This window comes from Mycoplana rhizolycopersici, from assembly GCF_013378445.1.
In the GTDB taxonomy this organism is placed as follows: Bacteria; Pseudomonadota; Alphaproteobacteria; order Rhizobiales; family Rhizobiaceae; genus Mycoplana; species Mycoplana rhizolycopersici.
Map to the genome: position 1 here is coordinate 16,394 of NZ_JABXYK010000018.1, position 19,465 is coordinate 35,858.

Sequence of the window (19,465 nt, forward strand, 5' to 3'; positions counted from 1 at the left end):
CCATCATGCCGCCATGGTTTTGGCGTTCCGCTTCGGCGTCGCGAATGCCTTTCGCAGGCCGCGCGAGAATCGTCTATGACATTGCGAAATCCCCTCAGGAACCGGACCCCGCCCATGCCTTTCGCCTTCAATCCCGCGGCCGTGTGGCCGATCGTGATGCTCTGCCTGTCCAACGTCTTCATGACCTTCGCGTGGTACGGCCATCTCAAGGTCAAGGCCGCGCCGCTCTATCTCGTCATCCTGGCGAGCTGGGCGATCGCCTTCTTCGAGTACTGCCTGGCGGTGCCCGCCAATCGCATCGGCCACGAGGTCTATTCCGCCGCCCAACTGAAGACGATCCAGGAGGTGATCACGCTGGTCATCTTCGCTGGCTTCTCGGTGTTCTTCCTCAAGGAGAGCCTGACCTGGAACCACCTCGTCGGCTTCGCCCTGATCGCCGCCGGCGCCGCCTTCGTCTTCAAGGGTTAGTGAACGCGGGTCTCGGCGGAAAAGAAGTCGCAATCGCGCGCTAGTGGTTCTCCATAGAGAGGATGAAGCCTCATGATCCCGTCCTTCGGCACGATCGCGGCGCATCGCTTCGGCCTCGGCCCGAGACCGGGCGAGCCGCCGGCGGAGGATGTGGATGCGCTGATGGCGCAGGTGCAGCGCGGCGTCGCCGAGACCTGTCCATTCCCCTATGACGGGATCGACGGACGGCGGGCGAGCTTCGCGCAGTTCCGAACCCTGTTTCGCGCAAACCAGGACGCCAAGAAGAACGGCACCGTACGCAAGGTCGGCGACCGTACGGTCAACCCCTACGAAATCGGGCTGACGGCAGCATCGTTGCGCGACCAGCATCTCAAGATCCGTCACGCGGTCGAATCGCCGAACGGTTTCTTCGAGCGGCTGGCCTCGTTCTGGTGCGGTCATTTCGCCATCAGCGCCGGCAAGTCGAGCGCCATGCGCGTGCTGGTAGGGCTCTACGAGGCCGAGGCGCTGCGTCCCAATCTCGCCGGGTCGTTCAAACAGCTGTTGACTGCGGCGACGCTGCATCCGGCAATGCTGATCTATCTCGACCAGACCAAGTCGGTCGGGCCCGGCTCCGCCTACGGCGTCAAAAAGGGGCTCGGGCTGAACGAGAACCTCGCACGCGAGCTGATCGAGCTGCATACGTTGGGCGCCGGCAGCGGCTATACGCAGGACGACGTGCGTGCGGCGGCCTGTGTTCTGACCGGGCTGGACAGCGAAAGCTGGAAATTCAGAATGGCCTATCACCAGGACCGGGCCGAACCCGGCATCCACCGCGTTCTGGGCACCGACTATGGCGGTCCGGTGCGCCGCCTGGAAGACGTGAAGGCCCTGCTGTCGGATCTGGCCGGGAAGGAGGCGACGCGGCGCCACATCTGCCGCAAGCTCGTTGTCCATTTCATCGCGGACGATCCGCCCACAGAGGTCGTCGAAGCCATGGTGGCGGCGTGGTCCGAAAGCGACGGCAATCTGCCGGACGTCTACCGGGCGATGCTGGAGCATCCGCGCAGCTGGGAACAGGAAGGGCAGAAGGCGCGGCAGCCCTATGAATTCGTCGTCGCCGGGCTTCGCGCGCTGAACGTGCCGGGCGACGCGCTCGCACCGGTTCGGGTGGCGGACGTGCAATCGATGGTAGCGGCAGGAGCGGAGACAGGAACGATGGCTGAGCCGGCCCAGCCGGCCATGGCGAAGCCGGTGGCTGGCAACGACATGGACATGACGGGAGTTTCCGGTGCCGGCGTTGAAAGAAACACACCGGCGGCAATGAGCGAGACCGGCGGGGTGGGGCTCGTGGCCGCTCCGACTGCCGACGGGCGCATTCCGTTCCGGGCCAACCCCTATTCCGTGGGCGCGCTGAGCCGGTTCGGTCAGCCGATGTGGAAGCCGGCCAGCCCGGCCGGATGGGATGAGAATCTCGCAAGCTGGATCACCGCCAGCCAGCTGACCGAGCGGATCGCCTGGTCCCGAACGCTGGTCGCTCGGTTCGGCGAAGGGCAGGATCCGCGCGGGCTCCTGCAGGCGACGCTGGGCGATCTGGCCCGGGACGACACCATTCAGTCGGTCGCGCGCGCACCGAGCCGCGAGATCGGACTGGCGATGGTGCTGGCCTCGCCGGAATTCAACAGGCGCTGAGGAGCGGATGCGATGACGACAGATTTCAGCCGCCGCACATTCCTTGGCGCCGCCTGCTGCGTGGCGGCCGCACCGCTCGCGACCCCCGTCACCTTTGCGGCCTTGCCCGGCGACAACCGGCTCGTCACGATCGTCCTGCGCGGCGCGATGGACGGACTGGCGCTCGTGCAGCCCTATGGCGATCCCGCCCTGCGGCTGCTGCGCCCGAAGTTGTCGCTGTTGCCGGAGCAGGGCCTGCACGATCTCGACGGTTACTTCGGCCTGCATCCGGCCGCCGAGGCCTTGCTGCCGCTGTGGCGTGCGGGCGAGCTCGGCTTCGTCAACGCCATTTCGACGCCCTACCGCTCTGGCCGTAGCCATTTCGACGGGCAGGACATGCTTGAGAGCGGCGGCGCCGCCGTGCAAGACGAGCGTACGGGGTGGCTGAACAGGGCGATCGCCGGCATAACGCGCGGCAGCGCGCGAAAGGCCATCGACGTGAATACGACGTCCGAACTCATCCTTGCGGGGCCGAACCCGGTCGACGTCTGGTCGACGCGGGCGAACCTGGAGCTGGCCGACGACGAGCGAAGTTTTTTCACACGTCTGTATCGCAATGATCCCGTCTTTGCCGCCGCGATGGCAGAGGCAGTCGCGACGGACATGTTTTCCGACGGCATCTATGCGGGCGAAAAACGCAGCAGCGGCGTCGAATCGGTGGCAAGGCTCGCCGCCGGCATGCTTTCCGGGGAGCACCGAATCGCCAGCTTCTCGATCTCCGGCTGGGACACCCATGTCGGTCAGGATCGCACCTTCAAAAAGCCGGTCGGCGAGCTTTGCACGGCGATCCTGACGCTAAAGGCAAACCTGCGGCCGGACGTCTGGCGCAGGACGGCGATCCTGGCGATCACGGAATTCGGCCGGACGGCGCAGGAGAATGGTTCCGCCGGCACCGACCACGGTACCGGTGGCGTGGCGATCATTGCAGGCGGTGCGGTTGCCGGTGGCAGGATACACGGCAACTGGCCAACGCTTTCCGAAGCAAGCCTTCTCGATGGGCGGGACCTGCAGCCGACCACGGACTTGCGGCAGCTCGCTGCCGCAATGCTCTATCAGCAGTTCGGCATTTCCGCCAAGGCGCTGGGCAGCAGCGTGTTTCCGGGGCTGACGCTGGAGACCGGCGCGAGCTACCTGCGCGGCTGATCAATTGAGGACGTCGAAGGCACGGAAGATCCAGCTGATCTGGTAGATCAGGCCGGCGGAGACGAAAGCCGCGTGAAACGTCCGGTTGGCCGTCATCATCGCGATAGCGCAGAGCACTATATAGGTGCCGTTGCGCAGCGGATACTCGTAGCCGAAGGACTCGAAATAGGGCAGCCCCTTCAATGCGGTGTCGGCAAGGTCGACTGTGTAGGCAAGCGCCAGAAAGCCGAAAAACCAAGCCCTGCGCGACAGGAAGTAATCCTCATAGCCGCTGTATTCCTCGATCGAGGTGGGAAACAGCAGGACGCACAGGAAGAAGAACAGGCAGGCGAAGCCGATCAGGAACATGTAGACGGCGAAGTCGATCGACGTCAGGGCAGCCAGCCGGTATTCCCACCACCAGAAATGCAGCAGGAACAGGAACATCGACAGCACCCAGCCGAGATGGACCCAATAGATGCGCGTCCGGCCGGGATGCTGGATGAATACCGCCAGGCCGGTCAGTAGGCGTGCGATCGAGAGGCTGAGAACCATGCCGACGACGACGCGGATATGGTTGAACAGGGCTGGATCCGTCGCCGGGTGGTCCATCGGACACTGTCTCCATGTCGGGAGGCGGCGAAGGGACCGGGCCGGTGAGAGCGGCGTGCGGTCGCAGTGCACGGGCTGGGGCTCCCGCGGCCGCGTGATCATTGCAACTTTTGCGGCAGATTGTCAGAGGCGCGCGACGAAGTCCACCGTCCGCCCGGCCACGGAGCGCGCGGCGCGTCCTATTCTGCAGGAACGACGGCAGGACGACCTTCGTGGTCGAGCGCCACCATGACGAAGGTGGCGCCTGTCACCTTGTCGAGGCGGCCGGTCAGATAACGGTGGGCCCAGGCTTCGACCAGAAGCGTGATCGACGTGCGCCCGACGTGTGTGACTTCGGTATAGACGTTGATCGTATCGCCGATCTTCACGGGCAGCTCGAATGCCATTTCGCGAACGGCACGGGTGACGACGCGGCCGCGGGCGCGCTCGGCCGCGCGGATGCCGGCAGCAAGGTCCATCTGCGACATGACCCAGCCGCCAAAAATATCGCCGGCCGCATTGGCATCGCCGGGCATGGCAAGGGTCCTGAGCGTCAACTGGCCGTGTGGAGAGGCGGGGTCGGTCATGAATCGGTGCTCCCTGTATCGCATCTCCGTTTAGCCCAGTCTCGCGCGGTGAGAAAGGCGGCGGTGGGCGGCGGTGCCTGGCAAGCGGGAATATGTCGGTAAAACCGGCGTCCAGACCCATGATTTGATATGTGATAATTTAGTCGAATTTAACCTATCCAACCAAATATCCGGGCAAACCGGGAGGAATTGTCGACCGGACTATGAGGGGGCATTTCGTGAGCAACTTGAAGATTTCTGCCAGACTCTATCTGCTGGTCGGCGTGGCCTTGGCCGTGTTTTCCGCTGTATCCGTCTACACGCTGTTTCACTACCAGGATCTGATGGTGGTGGAGCGCAAGGCCAAACTACGGGCGATGGACGAGAGCCTGGTCAAGCTGTTCGAGTTCTATCACGGGCAGGAGACGGCCGGCGTGCTGAGTCGCGAGGAAGCGCAGGCGCGCGCCAAGGACGCGGTCCGGGCGCTGCGCTACGAGGGCAGCGGCTATTTCTGGATCAACGACCTCGATGCCCGCGTCCTGATGCATCCGATCAAGCCGGAAATGGACAACACCGACCAGTCCGGCATGAAGGATCCCGACGGCAAATTCATCTTCAAGGAATTCGCACAGGTGGCGAAGACCAAAGGTGAGGGTTTCGTCGACTATTACTGGCCGAAGCCCGGTGCCGACGAGCCGGTGCTGAAATATTCGCATGTCGCCGGCTTTGCGCCCTGGGGCTGGGTGGTCGGCACTGGCGTCTATTCCGACGACCTCGCCGCCATGTTCCGCAGCAACGCGCTCTTCATGGCGGGCCTGCTCGGACTGGGTGCGGGTGCAATCGTGTTGCTCGCCTATGCGATCGTTCGCAGCGTCGTGCTGCCGATCGAACGGCTGAAGGCATCGATGGAAGCGATCGGACGCGAGGATGTTTCGGGCGAGGTGCCGGAAACGGGGCGCGGAGACGAAATCGGCGACATGGCGAAGGTGGTCGCGGTCCTGCGCGACACGGTTGAGGAGCGGGCCGAACTGCGCCGCCGCGAAGGCGAGCAGCAGCGCCGGCTCGATGCCGAGCGCAGCGAGGGCGAACACCGTCAGCGCGCACACAGCCAGTCGCAGGCGGATGCGATGGCGATCCTCGGCAAGGCTCTTGAACAACTGGCGCGCGGCGACCTGTCCGCACGGATCGGTGCCATGGCGCCGGAATATGCCAAGCTGCGCGACGACTTCAACCAGGCGGCGCAGGCGCTCAACGGCGTGATTTCCGCGATCGCCCATTCGACCGACGTGGTGCACGGCAACGCTGGCGGCATCGCTGCTGCGGCCGACAATCTGTCCCATCGCACCGAGCAGCAGGCCGCTTCCCTCGAGGAGACGGCAGCCGCGCTGGACGAAATCACCGTCGCCGTTCGCAGCGCCTCCGATCGTGCCTCCGAGGCAAGCCGCATGGTTGCCCAGACGCGCGACAGTGCCGGTCGTTCCGGCGCCATCGTCCGCGACGCGGTGGCGGCCATGGGCCGGATCGAGGACGCCTCCAGCCGCATCAGCCAGATCATCGGCGTGATCGACGAGATCGCGTTCCAGACGAACCTTCTTGCACTGAATGCGGGCGTCGAGGCGGCGCGCGCAGGCGAGGCGGGCAGGGGATTTGCGGTCGTGGCACAGGAAGTGCGCGAACTGGCCCAGCGGTCCGCCAAGGCCGCCAAGGAGATCAAGGGGCTGATCGGAAATTCGGCGATGGAAGTCGAAAACGGGGTGGCGCTGGTGCGCTCGACCGGCGAGGCGCTGGCGGAGATCGAGCATCTCGTCAACCAGGTCAACGATCAGGTCAAGCTGATTGCGACCGCCGCCCGCGAACAGTCCGTCGGTCTTGCCGAGGTCAACACCGCGGTGAACCAGATGGACCAGATGACCCAGCAGAATGCGGCGATGGTCGAGGAGACCAACGCGGCCGGCCAGACACTGACGGAGGAAAGCGCGCAGCTGCGGTCGCTGTTGCAGAATTTCCGCCTTTCGACGCAGCAGGAAGCCGCGCAGATGCGCGCGGCCTGACGTTCAAATCGGCAGTTCCGTCAACGGTATGCGGCCAGGAGGTTTGACAGACAGTAACGGCTCGGCGCTTGCGCCGGGCCGTTTCCCATAGCGGCCATGGGCTGCCGCTCTATCCGGCGAGTTGCCGCGAAACCCTTCGTTTACCCTGCCGTTCTAAAATTTCGTTGATTTGCAGGGGCGTAGCATTGCGCCGCGCGGCGTGTCCGTTTCGTCCCAAATGCGAACATAGGATGTCTGCACCATGCCGGAATACGTGGCGGTTGGCCTTCTGCCGGCTGTCGGACCGCAAGCGGAATGGGAAGTGCCATGAGTATCGCGTCTGCCTTTTCATCCGGTCTTCCGGCCGCGCTGCTGGCGACGCTGCTGCTCGCCGCGTGCTCGGACGGGATGATGCCGCCGGCAAGCATCGACGGCGAAAGCACGGTCAACGCGATCAGGCCTGCGGGTGAGCCGCGTGCGCGACGTATGTCCGGCGACGCCGCCGCGGCCTATCCCGCGACGGGGATGCCGGTCACGGTCGCGGGAAACAGCGCCGTGGTCACGGACGACGCATACGGTGGGGGGCAGGCTCAGCCAGCCGGCGCCTTGCCGAAGATCGACAGCGACGAGGCAATGGGCGTGACGGAGCCGCAGGTCGCCTACGGGACGATGCAGGTACCGCAGGATGGCGTGAACATGGATGCCGGGCTCGGCGTTGCGCCCGTCCAAGGGCTTGCCGAGGCGCAGGCCGAGGAGATCGCGGAAGGCAACGCCACCCAGGTCGTGGTCGACGGCATCGGGACGGATGCGCCCCGGCAACTGGACGGGCCTGCGTCCACGCCGGAGCAGATGTCAATGCCGACGACAATGCCGATGTCTGGCGCCGGCGCGGAGCTGGGCGGTTCCGCCCCGGCGGCTGCAACGGCAGCACCGGCATCGCAGCAGGAGAAGGTCGCCTATATCCCCCGCTTCAGCAATCCGATGTCGGTGCCGGAAACGCTGGGCGGGATGCCGGCGGCGGAGAAGGCCTGTCGGCAGCGGCTGCAGCGGCTGGGTGTAAAGTTCCGCGACCTGCCGCGGATCGGCAAGGGCAATTCCTGCGGCATAGCCTATCCGATCGAACTGCAGGGCCTGTCCGGCGGCATCCAGATCAAGCCGGCCGCGCAGGTGAACTGCCAGATCACCGAGGCGTTCGCGCGCTGGGTGAAGAACGAACTCGCGCCGTCAGCGCGCATGCGCTACCTCTCCGGCGTCAAGTCGATCCACCAGATGTCGTCCTATTCCTGCCGTACGATGAACTCGCGGCGCGGCGCCGCCATGTCGGAACACGCCAAGGGCAACGCCATCGACGTCGGCAAGATCGTCCTCAACAGCGGCAAGGCGATCCTCGTCCGCAACAAGAGCTTCTTCGCCTTTCGCGAGAAGGGGTTGCTGAAGGCGGTGCGCAGCGACAGCTGCAAGTATTTCACCACGGTGCTCGGCCCTGGAAGCGACCGCTTCCACAAGGATCACTTTCACTTCGATCTCAGGATGCGCAAGTCGGGATATCGTCACTGCAGCCTTTGATCGGCTTTCACCCTGTTTGGGCTGAAGGAAAAAAAGGACCGGCCCTGGAGCCGGCCAAGTTACGCTTCATCAGGGCGTCGCGGCTGCGCCGACGCGATACAGGTGGCCAGCGGAAGGGGATCCCGCGGGCGGCGCTTCCTTGCGGATGGTTCATCCATCCGTCCGGCCTTGCCAAGGGGACAGCAAGGCGGAGGCGATGTCGCAATCATTGCGAGCGGAAAGCGCCGGGGCGACGCGGTGGCGGCTTCCTGCCTCGGCTCCGAGGATGATTGAAGACCGTCACGGTTTCATGACAGTTGACCGGTCTTGCTTGGAGCTCTGCGCCGATCTGCAGCATCTGCGTGTGCACGTGACATTTTTTCGCCTCGGGGGATGAAATCGGCCGCAGCCGGTCCCATATAGCGGCGCACCCCGCCATTTCCGGCAGAGCGCGCGTCTCCGGGTACCCAGAGACCGTCCTGCCTGCTTCCCGCCACTTGCATTGGTCCATTCATGGCTCCCATCGTCAGCATCCAGAACCTCACCAAGAGCTATGCCAGCGGCTTCCAGGCTTTGAAGGGGGTGAACCTCGACATCGAGGAAGGCGAAATCCTCGCGCTGCTCGGCCCCAACGGCGCCGGCAAGACGACAATGATTTCCATCATCTGTGGCATCGTCATGCCGAGCGGCGGCCGCGTGACCGTCGCCGGCCACGACGTGGTCAAGGATTTCCGTCGCACGCGCGAGATCATCGGCCTCGTACCGCAGGAGCTGACGCTCGATGCCTTCGAGACCGTGTTCAACACCGTGGCCTTTTCCCGCGGACTGCACGGCAAGAAGCCCGATCCGGTACTGATTGAACGCATCCTTCGCGAGCTGTCGCTGTGGGACAAGAAGGATTCCATGCTCCGGCACCTGTCCGGCGGCATGCGCCGGCGCGTTTTGATCGCCAAGGCGCTCTCCTACGAACCGAAGGTGCTCTTCCTCGACGAGCCGACCGCGGGCGTCGACGTGGCCCTGCGCAAGGACATGTGGCAACTGGTCGAGCGGCTGCGCGCCTCCGGCGTCACGATCATCCTGACGACGCACTACATCGAGGAGGCCGAGGAGATCGCCGATCGCATCGGCGTCATCAACAAGGGCGAGATCCTGCTCGTGGAGGATAAGGCGGCGCTGATGCAGAAACTCGGACGCAAGACGTTGACGGTCGAGCTTGCGGAACCGGTCGCTGTCGTTCCCGAAGCCTTGGCGCGTTTCAATCTGCGGATCGGGAGCGAAGGCCGCGCCCTGATCTACGACTATGAAACGAGCGGCGAGCGCACTGGCATCACGGGGTTATTGAGCGCGATCGCGCAAGAGGGTTTTCGGCTGAAGGACGTCTCGACGCAGCAGAGCACGCTGGAAGACATCTTCGTCGAACTGGTGGGAGAGGCGAAATGAATTTCGAGGCCATCAAGTCGATCTACCTCTTCGAGATGGCGCGCACCCGCCGCACCCTCATGCAGAGCGTCATCTCGCCGGTCGTGTCGACCTCGCTCTATTTCATCGTGTTCGGCGCGGCGATCGGCTCGCGTATCCAGGAGGTCGACGGCGTGCCCTACGGCGCCTTCATCGCGCCCGGCCTCATCATGCTGACGCTGCTCAACCAGTGCATCGGCAATGGATCGTTCGGCATCTACTTCCCGAAGTTCACCGGCACGATCTATGAAATCCTGTCGGCGCCGATCTCGGTGGTCGAGATCGTCATCGGCTATGTCGGCGCGGCCGCGACCAAGGGACTGCTGATCGGAACGATCATCCTCGTCACGGCGTCGCTTTTCGTGGACATCTCTATCGCCCATCCCTTCCTGATGGTTCTGTTCTTCGTCCTGACAGCGGTCAGCTTCAGCCTTTTCGGTTTCATGATCGGTATCTGGGCGAAGGATTTCGAGCAGTTGAACGTGATTCCGATGCTGGTGATCCCGCCACTCGTCTTTCTGGGCGGCAGCTTCTACTCGATCGACATGCTTCCGCCGTTCTGGCAGACGGTCAGCCACTTCAATCCGGTGCTGTATCTCGTTTCCGGTTTCCGCTGGAGCTTCTTCGAGATCGCAGACGTCAACCCACTGATCAGCCTGGGCATCGTCGTCGTGTTTTTGGCCGCCTGCCTTTCGATCACGGCCTGGATCTTCAAGACCGGTTACAAGCTGAAGAACTGAAGGCTTTGCCGCCGATGCCGCCGCACCCGGGATATCTGCATTGGAGGCGGCCGCCTTTATCGGACATGGGATTCCCGGTACGGATGCTTCCTCCTTCGGTTGCAATTTAAACAAATGTAAACGTTCGACCGCTTATCTTTTCGGCACTTAATGGACTTGTCTTTCAGCATGGCCCGATCAGGACTGTGCCTATTCCTGAATTATTATCGTTCTTTGCTGGAGTCGGATCATGTCGTTGCTTTCGTTTGGCCGCACGGTCGACGCCGCGGCCATCCTCGAGGCCATGGACAGGTCGCAAGCGATTATCGAATTCGACCTCGGCGGAAAAATCCTGACTGCGAACCGGAATTTCTGCAATGCGCTCGGATATGAGCTGTCGGAGATCGTCGGCCGGCATCACAGCATGTTCGTGGAGCCGCAATACGCCAAGAGCGCGGAATATCGCGAATTCTGGCGGCGCCTGGGGCAGGGCGAATTCGATCGCCGTCAGTACAGGCGCCTGGGCAAGAACGGCCGCGAGGTCTGGATCGAGGCTTCCTACAACCCGGTGTCCCGCGGCGGCAAGCCGTACAAGATCGTGAAATTTGCGACCGACATCACCGAGGCGAAGCAGAGAAACGCCGAATATTCCGGCAAGCTGGACGCGATATCACGCGCCCAGGCGATCATCGAGTTCAATACCGACGGACAGATCCTGACGGCCAATGACAATTTTCTGCAGGCTCTCGGCTACGGGATCGACGAGATCGTCGGCCAGCACCATTCGATGTTTTGTGATCCGGGCTATGTCGCGAGCCGCGGATATGGCGAAATGTGGAACAGGCTGGCTGCCGGTGAATTCGTATCCGATGAGTTCACGCGGATCGGGAAGGGCGGCAGGAAGGTTCATATCCAGGCGTCCTACAATCCGATCTTCGACATGAACGGCAAGGTCTTCAAGATCGTGAAGTTTGCGACCGACGTGAGCGACCGCGTTCGCGCGGTCAACGAACTCGGCGGCGCCTTGCACGAGCTGGCGGACGGTAATCTCGGATGCAGGTTGGAGCAACCTTTTGGCGCCGCACTCGACAAGCTGAGGGCGGATTTCAACATGTCCGTCGATCGTCTTGGCGGCGCGGTACGGACAATCTCACAAAGCGCCTCGACCATGGCGTCCGGTTCGCAACAGGTACGCATTGCCTCCGAGGCATTGGCACGCGAACTCGAACAGCAGGCAGCCGCCGTCGAAGAGACGGCTTCCGCGGTCAACGAGATCACGGTAACAGTGAATGAGACCGCGACGCGCGCCGCCGAGGCGGGCACGCTGGTCGAAGGCGCAAAGCTGAGTGCGGACATATCCGGCAATGTCGTCCGGCAGGCCGTAGACGCTATGGCGAAGATCGAGGCGTCCTCGACGCAGATTGCGGGCATCGTCAGTGTGATCGACGTGATCGCGTTCCAGACGAACCTTCTGGCGCTGAACGCCGGCGTGGAAGCGGCGCGGGCCGGGGATGCAGGCAAGGGCTTTGCGGTGGTGGCCCACGAGGTGCGCGAATTGGCGCAGCGCACGGGGACGGCGGCGAAGGAGATCAAGGCGCTCATCGCCGAATCGGAGAAGCATGTCCGCGACGGAGTGGGCCTTGTCGGTCGGGCCGGCGGGGCGCTAGAGGAGATCGTCGGGCAGGTGACGCGCGTGCATGAGAATGTCGGCGCCATCGTGGAGGCGACGCGCGAGCAATCGGCAAGCCTGAGCCAGGTGAACGAGGCGGTGAACGCCATTGATCAGGGAACACAGCGCAACGTTGCGCTGGTGGAGGAATCGGCAGTCGCCAGCGCTGGGCTTGCGGATGAGGCTGCGGAGTTGTCGGGACTGGTGGGGCAATTCCGCACTGGCAACCGATTCACCGGTAATTCGCCTTGCATGGGACAAAGTCTGGTTGCCTGACCTGCTGGTCAACCGGCCGGATTTGGTTTCTTGAAACGGCGCCGCCAAAGGGGCAGCGCCGATGTACATGGCACATTTGCGGTAACGACACGGATCGGTTCAAAGGCGGAAGCGTCGAAAGCGGGCGCAGGGAAGTCGGGTGCCGCTTCAGTCCCGCAAACGCAGTTCGTCGCCGCGAATTTCGACCGAGCCGAGCGTTCCGAGGAAGGTCATGCCGAGAAGGCTCTGATCAAGCCGGCCCCGGCCCGCCACCACGGCGCGGACGTTGCGACGCTCGATCGGGCCGATGGCGACGCTGTCGAGGCGGACGGGCGCAGCCACGGCCGTGCCGTTGGCGGTCGATACCATGAGATTGAAATTGAGCGTTTCGGGCGCCAGTCCAAGCCGCTCGGCGTCCGCATAGCTGAGGACGACCGAACTCGCGCCGGTATCGACCAGGAGATTGGCGCTGCCGCCGTTGATCTGTGCATCGACCTGGAAATGACCATGCTCCATCTTGTGCAGCACGAGGATCTGTTCGCCGGAAGCATCGGTCGTCGTGACGGCGCGGCCCGGTACGAGCCCAGCCGTCAGCCGGCCTGCGACCGATTGCAGATCGTCGCGGTAGATATAGCCAGCAACGAAGAGGAGCGCGATCAGCAGCCAGAGTGCCGCATTGCGCAGCGCTTCGCTCATGCGACCGCGGCTGGCGAGGAAGCCGGTGGCGAGCAACGCGCCGATCGCGGCCAACTGAACGAGTTGGCCGAAGTCGTCATTGCCGAGGCCGAAGGTGCGCCCCGTCCCGTGGTTCAGGAAAAGCATCGCCAGTCCGAAGCCGAGGATGCCGAGGACGATCCACAATCTCATGCCTCGCCGCGCTCCCGCGCCATGCGCGTCCGCCGGGTTTCCCGGCGAGGCTTGCGTTCGATGGTGGCAAGACGGGCCGGCAGTTCGGCCATCACAGAGCGGCGCTGGTCGGCGCTGTAGCTTATCCAGCCGCCGATCTCCTCGCGCGTCCTGCCGCAGCCGAAACAATAGCCGGTCGTGTCATCGATCGAACAGACGAGGATGCAAGGCGATTCCATCGGGTCTCCAGCGGATACAGATGCCATTCTATATCGTCGGCTCAGAGCGCCAGCGCAAGGGCGGCGAGCGCCGCAATCTCGGCGACCTGTTCGCTGGCGCCGATCGTGTCGCCGGTATGGCCGCCGATCTTGTCGGAAACGACGTCGCTGAAGGCGAAGACGGCGGCGGCGGCGGCGAGCACCATCGAGGCGATGCCGAGAAGCGGCGCCGCTGGCAGAAGCAGCAGCAGGACGATTGCCGCGCCGGAAACGAGTGCGGCCTGCGCCGCACCGCGCTCCGGCTGGCCGGCGGCGGCGGCGACGCCGTCCGGCCGGGCCGGGGGCAACGCCTGCCAGTGCCAGACCATCGCGGCGCGGCTGGCGGCGGCGACGGCAAGCAGCGCGCAGGCGGAAGCGATCGGCGAAAGGGCGGTCATGATCGCTGCGAGCGCAGACGCACGAAGGCCGAAGGACAGGACAAGGGCGACGACCCCGTAGGAGCCGACGCGGCTGTCCTTCATGATGGAAAGGGTGCTTTCCCGGTCGCGCCCGCCGCCGATCCCGTCGGCGGCATCCGACAACCCGTCTTCATGCAGCGCGCCGGTCAAAAGCGTCTGGACGGCGAGCACAAGAAAGGCGGACAGATAGGGAGCAGTCTCCAGCATCGCCAGGACTGCCAGCAGCGCCGCCGCCGGCAGCAGGATCAATACGCCGGCGGTCGGAAACGCCCGGACGGCCACGCTGAGCCGGCCGTCATGCCCCTCGAAATAGCGCCCGGGTACACGGATGCGCGACAGAAATGCGACTGATCGGGCAACGTCGTTGATATAGTCGCGCAGTTCCACCTGCATCTCCCCTTGCCGCCCGAGCCAAAGTGCGGGCACCTCATCCTAGCGTGTCGCCGCCGCGTTGCCATGCCGAAACGGCGACAGTGTCCGCCGCAAATTCGGTTGTCGGACGCGCCGCCGATCTCTAATAGGGGGCAACCGATCCTGCTTTGGAAGCCGAATACGAGGAATTCCCCAATATGAGTGCCAGCGGCCTGCCGTTCGATGATTTCCGTGAATTGCTGCGCAATCTGCCGGGGCCGGATTCGGCAGCGCTTGCGGCGGCGCGCGACCGCGATGCCCAGCTGACCAAGCCGCCGGGTTCGCTCGGCCGGCTGGAGGAGATCGCCTTCTGGCTCGCCGCCTGGTCCGGCCGTGCGCCCGCTGTGACGCGGCCGCTGGTCGCGATCTTTGCCGGCAACCACGGCGTGACGAAGCAGGGCGTGACCCCCTATCCGTCTTCGGTGACCGCCCAGATGGTGGAGAACTTCGCCGCGGGCGGGGCAGCGATCAACCAGATCTGCGTCACCCACGACCTCGGGCTGAAGGTCTTCGACCTCGCGCTCGACTATCCGACGGGCGACATCACGCAGGAGGCCGCCCTGTCGGAGCGTGACTGCGCGGCGACCATGGCCTTCGGCATGGAGGCTGTGGCAGGCGGTACCGATCTTCTGTGCATCGGTGAAATGGGCATCGGCAACACGACGATCGCAGCCGCCATCAACCTCGCGCTCTATGGTGGCACCGCAGCGGAATGGGTCGGTCCCGGCACCGGCTCGGAAGGCGACGTGCTTGCCCGCAAGATCGCCGCGGTGGAAAAGGCTGTCGCCCTTCACAAGGCGCATCTCTCCGATCCGCTCGAGGTGCTGCGGCGGCTCGGCGGGCGGGAGATCGCCGCGATGGCCGGCGCCATCCTGGCGGCGCGCATGCAGAAGGTACCGGTGATTCTCGACGGCTATGTCGCCACCTGCGCGGGCGCGATCCTGAAGGCGGCCAACCCGGCCGCGCTGGATCACTGCCTGATCGGCCATGTCTCGGCGGAGCCGGGGCACATGCGCGCGATCGAAAAGCTCGGCAAGACGCCGCTTCTGGCGCTCGGCATGCGGCTCGGCGAGGGGACGGGGGCAGCACTTGCAGCCGGCATCGTGAAATCCGCCGCCGCCTGCCATTCCGGCATGGCGACGTTCGTTCAGGCCGGCGTCAGCAACAAGCAATAGGCGGGGACCGCACCTGCCGGCAACATCAAGGCGTGGACGCTTAGGCGCTCCTTGCTGCCTTGTTTCGGCCACCGGACGCCAATATGGCCCGAAGCGGCAAGCCGGCAATGCTTTCGTCGGGCGTTGCTGGCATGATAGATATGACAACGTGGGCGTGCGCGGCCGCAATCGTGCGAGCGAGAGAAGAACGATGACCATGGCGGATGGCAGGATTGATACGAGCCCGGTGAAGAAGCAGAAGGGCATCCGGCACCTCTTTGCCGCCGCCAGCTATTCACTGGGCGGGGCAAGGCGCCTGCTGGGCGAGGCCGCATTCCGCCACGAACTGCTTGCCTTCGGCGGCGTGATGATCGGCTTCGTCGCAACTGGCGCGACGCTGTTCCAGTATGTCGCGATGGGGATCCTGTTTCTGCTGATGATGGCCTTCGAGGCGATCAATACCGCGATCGAGGAAATCGTCGACCGTGTCTCGCCCGAAATATCCGACATGGGCCGGAACGCCAAGGATCTCGGTTCGTTCGCCTGCTTCTGCATGATCGTGGCGAATGCGGTCTACGCAGTCTATGTGGTGATACTGTCGCACTGGTTGTATTAAGTTATTTATACAACCTAAAGATTGACGGCCGTGGTTCTGCCCCCTATGATCCTACGCAAACGGGGAGGGCGCCATGAGCGTGGGTATCGGCACATTCACAGACCTGGGGGAGGAGGATCGGGAAGAGCGAGACCGGAACGGGAAGGCAAGGTTCCTCGGGCTCGTGGCTCTTGTGCTGCTCGGCATTTCCGCACTGTTCCTCATCGCGTCGCAGACCTACGGCTATCTGGCGGCGATCGGCATCTGTGGCCTGATCTTCGCCATGGCGGCAGCACTCGGCGGTGTCGTCGGCTTCTTGTTTTCAGTCCCGCGAATTCTTGCGAAAGATCCGCTGGCGCCGGTCTCCGAACTGGAGGACCAGCAACCGGGCGATGACGCGAGAGGCAGGCGGCGGCTCAGTCTGCTGCGCTCGAACTCGAATCTGGAGCGCATTTCGGAATGGCTGACGACGATGCTGGTCGGCGTCGGCCTGACCCAAATCGGCACTCTTGATGATCGCCTTTACAGCTTTTCCGAATACCTGAAGTTAAATACGGCGCATCTGGGGCCGTCGGGCCAGTCCATACCGATCGTCGGCCCGTTCATTCTTCTTTTCGGCCTCGTCGCCGGCTTCATATTCTTCTACCTCTATACGCGGATCTACCTTTCGGCGCTGTTCCAGTATGTCGAACGCGTGCTGGGCGATCACCTCAACGATCCAATCGAGGAGGGCGCGGATGAGGTCACAAGGGCGGCAGAGGAATTGAGCCCCGACAGTGAGAACCCCTCTGTGAAGATGGTCTCGGGCGGCGCTGCACCCTCGGTCAACCAGACGCTCGATATCATTCGCTCCCTTCTCTACGTCGAGGACGGGTACCAGCGCGCGATCGACCTCGGAAACCGGATCAGCGGAAGCTCGGCGCGCAGCAATCCGGAATACTGGCTACTGATGGCTTGCGCATTCGGGCAGAAGCATCACGCTCTTCTCGAACGGCCGGACCTTGCCGGTGAACCGGCCGACAAGACGCAGCAGGCACTGATCGACATCAAGAACAGTGTGCTGACCTGCGTCCGCAACGCGGTGGCGCTCGACGGAAGGTACAAGCAGCGCCTGAAGAACCTGTCGCGGCCGAGCGCCTACGACAACGACCTGCGTGATTTTCACGACTATCAGCCGTTCCTCGACCTTGTCGGGTGACCTGCACACAAAAGCGTGAAAATCAGGCGAAGCTGCGCTTTTTCGGTGCGACCGTCCTGATCTCTTCCACCGGCAGGAGGCTCTGAAGGACCCGCTTTGCGGGAAGGATCGCGATCGCTTCGGTTCCTTCGCGCAGCTTCGATTTCAGGATGAATTCGCCGTTGTGCTTGGCGAGGATCGCCTGGACGATCGGCAGGCCGAGGCCGGTGCCCTGCTCGGCGCTCTTGATCGCAATCGAGCCCTGGCCGAAGGCCGACAGAACGATCGGAATTTCCTCTTCGGGAATGCCCGGGCCGTTGTCCCTGATCGAGATGTACTGACCACCGCCGGCGGTCCAGCCGACCTTGACGGTGACCTCGCCGCTCTGGGGCGTGAATTTCACGGCGTTGGAGAGGAGATTGAGCACCACCTGCCGCAACGCCTTCTCGTCCGCCCAGACGTCCGGCATGCCGCTTTCGAACTGCTGGCGGATGGAGATGTTCTTGGCGCGGGCGCGAAGCTGCACCATGCCGACGCAGTCCTCGCAGATCTCCACCAGTCGGATGGCTTCTTCCGTCAGGTCGTACTTGCCCGCCTCGATGCGCGAAAGGTCGAGGATCTCGTTGATCAGGTTGAGCAGATGCTTGCCCGACCGGTGGATGTCGGCGGTGTATTCCTTGTAGGTGGGGTTATTGAGCGGCCCCATCACCTCCGTGCTCATGACTTCGGAAAAGCCGAGGATGGCGTTCAGCGGCGTGCGAAGCTCATGCGACATGGAGGCGAGGAAACGCGATTTCGCGAGATTGGCTTCCTCGGCCCGGCGGCGGGCTTCGTCGGACATCGATTTCGCTACTTCGAGCTCAGCGATCAAATCGTCCTTTTCAGACTGCGATGACAGCAACTGTATGCTGGTGCGGCGGAGGCGATGGGTGATGAAGGTCAGGAAGATCAGGGCGGCCGAGAGGATGGCCGTCATCCCGAAAAGCACTCCGTCCGGCTTGCTGCTCGCGACCAGGAACATGACGATCACGGTCGGCATGAACGCATAGAGCGTGGCGTTCCGCAGCATCAAAGAGCCGATCGAGGTGACGCACAAGGCGACGAGCACGGAAGTGCCCTTGTAGAAATCGAAGGTGCTTCCGCCGCAGCTGTTGCAATCCTGCAGGGCAAAAACCGCCCATCCCAGACCCATGAGGATCTGTGCTGCGAGGAACCACCTCTGCCAGCGCCGAACCTCTTCCGCCGAAAGGCCCTTCCTGTGGACGTGCCTTGCCAGCAACACGGTGATGGCGTGCAGGCTCAGTGCCAGAAGGCCCCAGGCGACGAAGACGGGATCGCGGGTCAGCCTGAGCCCTATGCCGGCGATGACCGTGATCAGCGCGGGAATGACGAGGGCGCTGTTCAGAATGGAATTGATATAGAGAAGCAGCATCTCGCGTTCGAACACGGGAGATGTCCCCGTCGCGGTCTGCAGGCGCTCGCGGGTCGCGCGGACAGCTCGCGAGACAGCCTTGTTTCGATGGCTGCGCGATCTGTCGACGATATTCTTGTCGGTCGTGGTGCTGACGCCGGGGCTCATGGTCTACGAAACGCTTGTGATCACTTGTGAAAGTCTATTGTGGAATTCTTAAGAAGATGCTGCCGTGCGTTAGGAATTTGCGAACCATTTCACCGCTAATCGCGGATGGTTGCCTCGATGCGGCACGGTTGTGCCGCCCAGATGCAGCGACGGCTAGCAACACATTGAATTTGCGCACGCCTTGCCGGTCGGTCACGATGACGGCAGGACAAAAGCGAAGGCCGGGCAGGAACGCCCGGCCGGTATGACGGAACGCGGCATGAATGCCGGTCGGGGCAGAACCCGAGGGTGCATACGATGTTTGGATATGGAACTGCGTCGAAGATCGGCAAATGGCGCGATGCGATGCTGACGGTTGCAATTCTGGCCCTGATGGCCCTGATTGCCGCGCGCGTGAACGACCAGCCGGTCGCGGAACTGCTCGGCGGTGCGGCGCGCGCAGCCGATGGCGATACGCTGACGCTCGGCGGACGGCGGATCCGCCTGTCCGGCATGGACGCCCCCGAATTGACGCAATCCTGCCGCAGGGGCGAGGAAGATTGGCTATGCGGGGCATCCGCCCGCTCGCACCTCGCCGAGATGCTGCGCCGCGGCGACATTGCCTGCAGCCTGATCGGTACGGACAAATACAGCCGCACGCTCGCGCGTTGCCGTATCGGCGAGGAGGATGTCGGCGAGCGCATGGTCCGGGACGGGCTTGCCGTCTCCTATGGCGACTATGAGCATGCCGAGGCGTTGGCCCGGGCGGAAGGCAAGGGACTTTGGAGCAGCACGTTCGAAATGCCGCAGGATTGGCGCCGTCAGCACGGAAGGCCGCAGGAAGAGCCGCATGAGCCGGTCGCGGACTATCTCACCGCCGTGCTCAAGTTCCTCGGGATTCGGTAGGGCGCGCGC

General features: G+C 63.7%; 18 protein-coding genes. 12 read left to right on the plus strand and 6 right to left on the minus strand.

The window, feature by feature from the left end; all coding sequences use genetic code 11:
• Nucleotides 1–114: 114 nt before the first annotated feature.
• From HV823_RS21970 to HV823_RS21980, 3 genes are all read left to right on the plus strand, one after another.
• A complete protein-coding gene (locus HV823_RS21970) occupies nucleotides 115–468 on the plus strand; it encodes a DMT family protein (protein ID WP_176951838.1) in 354 nt (117 codons plus the stop codon).
• A 72-nt stretch (nucleotides 469–540) separates the two neighbouring features.
• A complete protein-coding gene (locus tag HV823_RS21975; protein ID WP_176951839.1) occupies nucleotides 541–2,139 on the plus strand; it encodes a DUF1800 domain-containing protein in 1,599 nt (532 codons plus the stop codon).
• Between the two features lie 12 nt (nucleotides 2,140–2,151).
• Entirely contained in the window at nucleotides 2,152–3,321 is a 1,170-nt protein-coding gene (locus HV823_RS21980) for a DUF1501 domain-containing protein (RefSeq protein ID WP_176951840.1), read from the plus strand.
• Here HV823_RS21980 and HV823_RS21985 read toward each other — a convergent pair whose 3' ends face one another.
• Nucleotides 3,322–3,912 carry a hypothetical protein gene (locus HV823_RS21985; RefSeq protein WP_176951841.1) on the minus strand — a complete coding sequence of 197 codons (591 nt, stop codon included), beginning with the start codon at nucleotides 3,910–3,912 and terminating at the stop codon, nucleotides 3,322–3,324.
• Nucleotides 3,913–4,091: 179 nt separating this feature from the next.
• A complete protein-coding gene (locus tag HV823_RS21990) occupies nucleotides 4,092–4,478 on the minus strand; it encodes an acyl-CoA thioesterase (protein ID WP_176951842.1) in 387 nt (128 codons plus the stop codon).
• A 218-nt stretch (nucleotides 4,479–4,696) separates the two neighbouring features.
• On the opposite strand from HV823_RS21990, the gene HV823_RS21995 reads away from it, so the two are divergent.
• The 5 genes from HV823_RS21995 (at nucleotide 4,697) to HV823_RS22015 (ending at nucleotide 12,154) form a co-directional block, all read left to right on the plus strand.
• A complete protein-coding gene (locus HV823_RS21995; RefSeq protein ID WP_176951843.1) occupies nucleotides 4,697–6,508 on the plus strand; it encodes a methyl-accepting chemotaxis protein in 1,812 nt (603 codons plus the stop codon).
• A 306-nt stretch (nucleotides 6,509–6,814) separates the two neighbouring features.
• Nucleotides 6,815–8,053 carry an extensin-like domain-containing protein gene (locus HV823_RS22000; protein ID WP_425487690.1) on the plus strand — a complete coding sequence of 413 codons (1,239 nt, stop codon included), beginning with the start codon at nucleotides 6,815–6,817 and terminating at the stop codon, nucleotides 8,051–8,053.
• 492 nt (nucleotides 8,054–8,545) lie between these two features.
• Entirely contained in the window at nucleotides 8,546–9,472 is a 927-nt protein-coding gene (locus HV823_RS22005) for an ABC transporter ATP-binding protein (protein ID WP_176951845.1), read from the plus strand.
• Nucleotides 9,469–10,230 carry an ABC transporter permease gene (locus tag HV823_RS22010; protein WP_176951846.1) on the plus strand — a complete coding sequence of 254 codons (762 nt, stop codon included), beginning with the start codon at nucleotides 9,469–9,471 and terminating at the stop codon, nucleotides 10,228–10,230. The genes HV823_RS22005 and HV823_RS22010 overlap by 4 nt, the downstream gene beginning before the upstream one ends.
• 229 nt (nucleotides 10,231–10,459) lie before the next feature.
• Nucleotides 10,460–12,154 carry a methyl-accepting chemotaxis protein gene (locus HV823_RS22015; protein ID WP_176951847.1) on the plus strand — a complete coding sequence of 565 codons (1,695 nt, stop codon included), beginning with the start codon at nucleotides 10,460–10,462 and terminating at the stop codon, nucleotides 12,152–12,154.
• A 147-nt stretch (nucleotides 12,155–12,301) separates the two neighbouring features.
• On the opposite strand, the gene HV823_RS22020 is transcribed toward HV823_RS22015, so the two are convergent.
• Genes HV823_RS22020 through HV823_RS22030 form a run of 3 tightly spaced genes read right to left on the minus strand, consistent with a single transcriptional unit; the run spans nucleotide 12,302 to nucleotide 14,042 of the window.
• A complete protein-coding gene (locus tag HV823_RS22020) occupies nucleotides 12,302–13,000 on the minus strand; it encodes a retropepsin-like aspartic protease family protein (protein WP_176951848.1) in 699 nt (232 codons plus the stop codon).
• Nucleotides 12,997–13,218 (minus strand): DUF1289 domain-containing protein, encoded by a 222-nt coding sequence (locus HV823_RS22025; protein WP_176951849.1) that lies wholly within the window; start codon nucleotides 13,216–13,218, stop codon nucleotides 12,997–12,999. The genes HV823_RS22020 and HV823_RS22025 overlap by 4 nt, the downstream gene beginning before the upstream one ends.
• 41 nt (nucleotides 13,219–13,259) lie before the next feature.
• Nucleotides 13,260–14,042 carry an adenosylcobinamide-GDP ribazoletransferase gene (locus HV823_RS22030; protein WP_425487691.1) on the minus strand — a complete coding sequence of 261 codons (783 nt, stop codon included), beginning with the start codon at nucleotides 14,040–14,042 and terminating at the stop codon, nucleotides 13,260–13,262.
• Between the two features lie 182 nt (nucleotides 14,043–14,224).
• Between HV823_RS22030 and cobT the strand changes: the two genes are divergently transcribed.
• The 3 genes from cobT (at nucleotide 14,225) to HV823_RS22045 (ending at nucleotide 17,013) form a co-directional block, all read left to right on the plus strand.
• Nucleotides 14,225–15,241, plus strand: a complete 1,017-nt coding sequence (gene cobT, locus HV823_RS22035) for a nicotinate-nucleotide--dimethylbenzimidazole phosphoribosyltransferase (protein WP_176951850.1) — start codon at nucleotides 14,225–14,227, stop codon at nucleotides 15,239–15,241.
• A gap of 190 nt (nucleotides 15,242–15,431) precedes the next feature.
• Nucleotides 15,432–15,836 (plus strand): diacylglycerol kinase, encoded by a 405-nt coding sequence (locus HV823_RS22040; protein WP_176951851.1) that lies wholly within the window; start codon nucleotides 15,432–15,434, stop codon nucleotides 15,834–15,836.
• A 73-nt stretch (nucleotides 15,837–15,909) separates the two neighbouring features.
• Nucleotides 15,910–17,013, plus strand: coding sequence for a hypothetical protein (locus tag HV823_RS22045; RefSeq protein WP_176951852.1), 1,104 nt, complete (start codon nucleotides 15,910–15,912; stop codon nucleotides 17,011–17,013).
• Nucleotides 17,014–17,035: 22 nt separating this feature from the next.
• Here the strand turns inward: HV823_RS22045 and HV823_RS22050 are convergent, their stop codons facing one another.
• Nucleotides 17,036–18,571 carry a sensor histidine kinase gene (locus HV823_RS22050; RefSeq protein ID WP_176951853.1) on the minus strand — a complete coding sequence of 512 codons (1,536 nt, stop codon included), beginning with the start codon at nucleotides 18,569–18,571 and terminating at the stop codon, nucleotides 17,036–17,038.
• Nucleotides 18,572–18,868: 297 nt separating this feature from the next.
• On the opposite strand from HV823_RS22050, the gene HV823_RS22055 reads away from it, so the two are divergent.
• Nucleotides 18,869–19,456, plus strand: coding sequence for a thermonuclease family protein (locus tag HV823_RS22055; protein WP_176951854.1), 588 nt, complete (start codon nucleotides 18,869–18,871; stop codon nucleotides 19,454–19,456).
• Nucleotides 19,457–19,465 lie beyond the last annotated feature (9 nt).

Bases quoted from the DNA above. Each gene is read 5' to 3' on its own strand.
- HV823_RS21970 (WP_176951838.1), top strand. From the start codon at position 115: ATGCCTTTCGCCTTCAATCCCGCGGCCGTGTGGCCGATCGTGATGCTC.
- HV823_RS21975 (WP_176951839.1), top strand. From the start codon at position 541: ATGATCCCGTCCTTCGGCACGATCGCGGCGCATCGCTTCGGCCTCGGC.
- HV823_RS21980 (WP_176951840.1), top strand. From the start codon at position 2,152: ATGACGACAGATTTCAGCCGCCGCACATTCCTTGGCGCCGCCTGCTGC.
- HV823_RS21985 (WP_176951841.1), bottom strand. From the start codon at position 3,912: ATGGACCACCCGGCGACGGATCCAGCCCTGTTCAACCATATCCGCGTC.
- HV823_RS21990 (WP_176951842.1), bottom strand. From the start codon at position 4,478: ATGACCGACCCCGCCTCTCCACACGGCCAGTTGACGCTCAGGACCCTT.
- HV823_RS22000 (WP_425487690.1), top strand. From the start codon at position 6,815: ATGAGTATCGCGTCTGCCTTTTCATCCGGTCTTCCGGCCGCGCTGCTG.
- HV823_RS22005 (WP_176951845.1), top strand. From the start codon at position 8,546: ATGGCTCCCATCGTCAGCATCCAGAACCTCACCAAGAGCTATGCCAGC.
- HV823_RS22010 (WP_176951846.1), top strand. From the start codon at position 9,469: ATGAATTTCGAGGCCATCAAGTCGATCTACCTCTTCGAGATGGCGCGC.
- HV823_RS22015 (WP_176951847.1), top strand. From the start codon at position 10,460: ATGTCGTTGCTTTCGTTTGGCCGCACGGTCGACGCCGCGGCCATCCTC.
- HV823_RS22020 (WP_176951848.1), bottom strand. From the start codon at position 13,000: ATGAGATTGTGGATCGTCCTCGGCATCCTCGGCTTCGGACTGGCGATG.
- HV823_RS22025 (WP_176951849.1), bottom strand. From the start codon at position 13,218: ATGGAATCGCCTTGCATCCTCGTCTGTTCGATCGATGACACGACCGGC.
- cobT (WP_176951850.1), top strand. From the start codon at position 14,225: ATGAGTGCCAGCGGCCTGCCGTTCGATGATTTCCGTGAATTGCTGCGC.
- HV823_RS22040 (WP_176951851.1), top strand. From the start codon at position 15,432: ATGACCATGGCGGATGGCAGGATTGATACGAGCCCGGTGAAGAAGCAG.
- HV823_RS22045 (WP_176951852.1), top strand. From the start codon at position 15,910: ATGAGCGTGGGTATCGGCACATTCACAGACCTGGGGGAGGAGGATCGG.
- HV823_RS22050 (WP_176951853.1), bottom strand. From the start codon at position 18,571: ATGAGCCCCGGCGTCAGCACCACGACCGACAAGAATATCGTCGACAGA.
- HV823_RS22055 (WP_176951854.1), top strand. From the start codon at position 18,869: ATGTTTGGATATGGAACTGCGTCGAAGATCGGCAAATGGCGCGATGCG.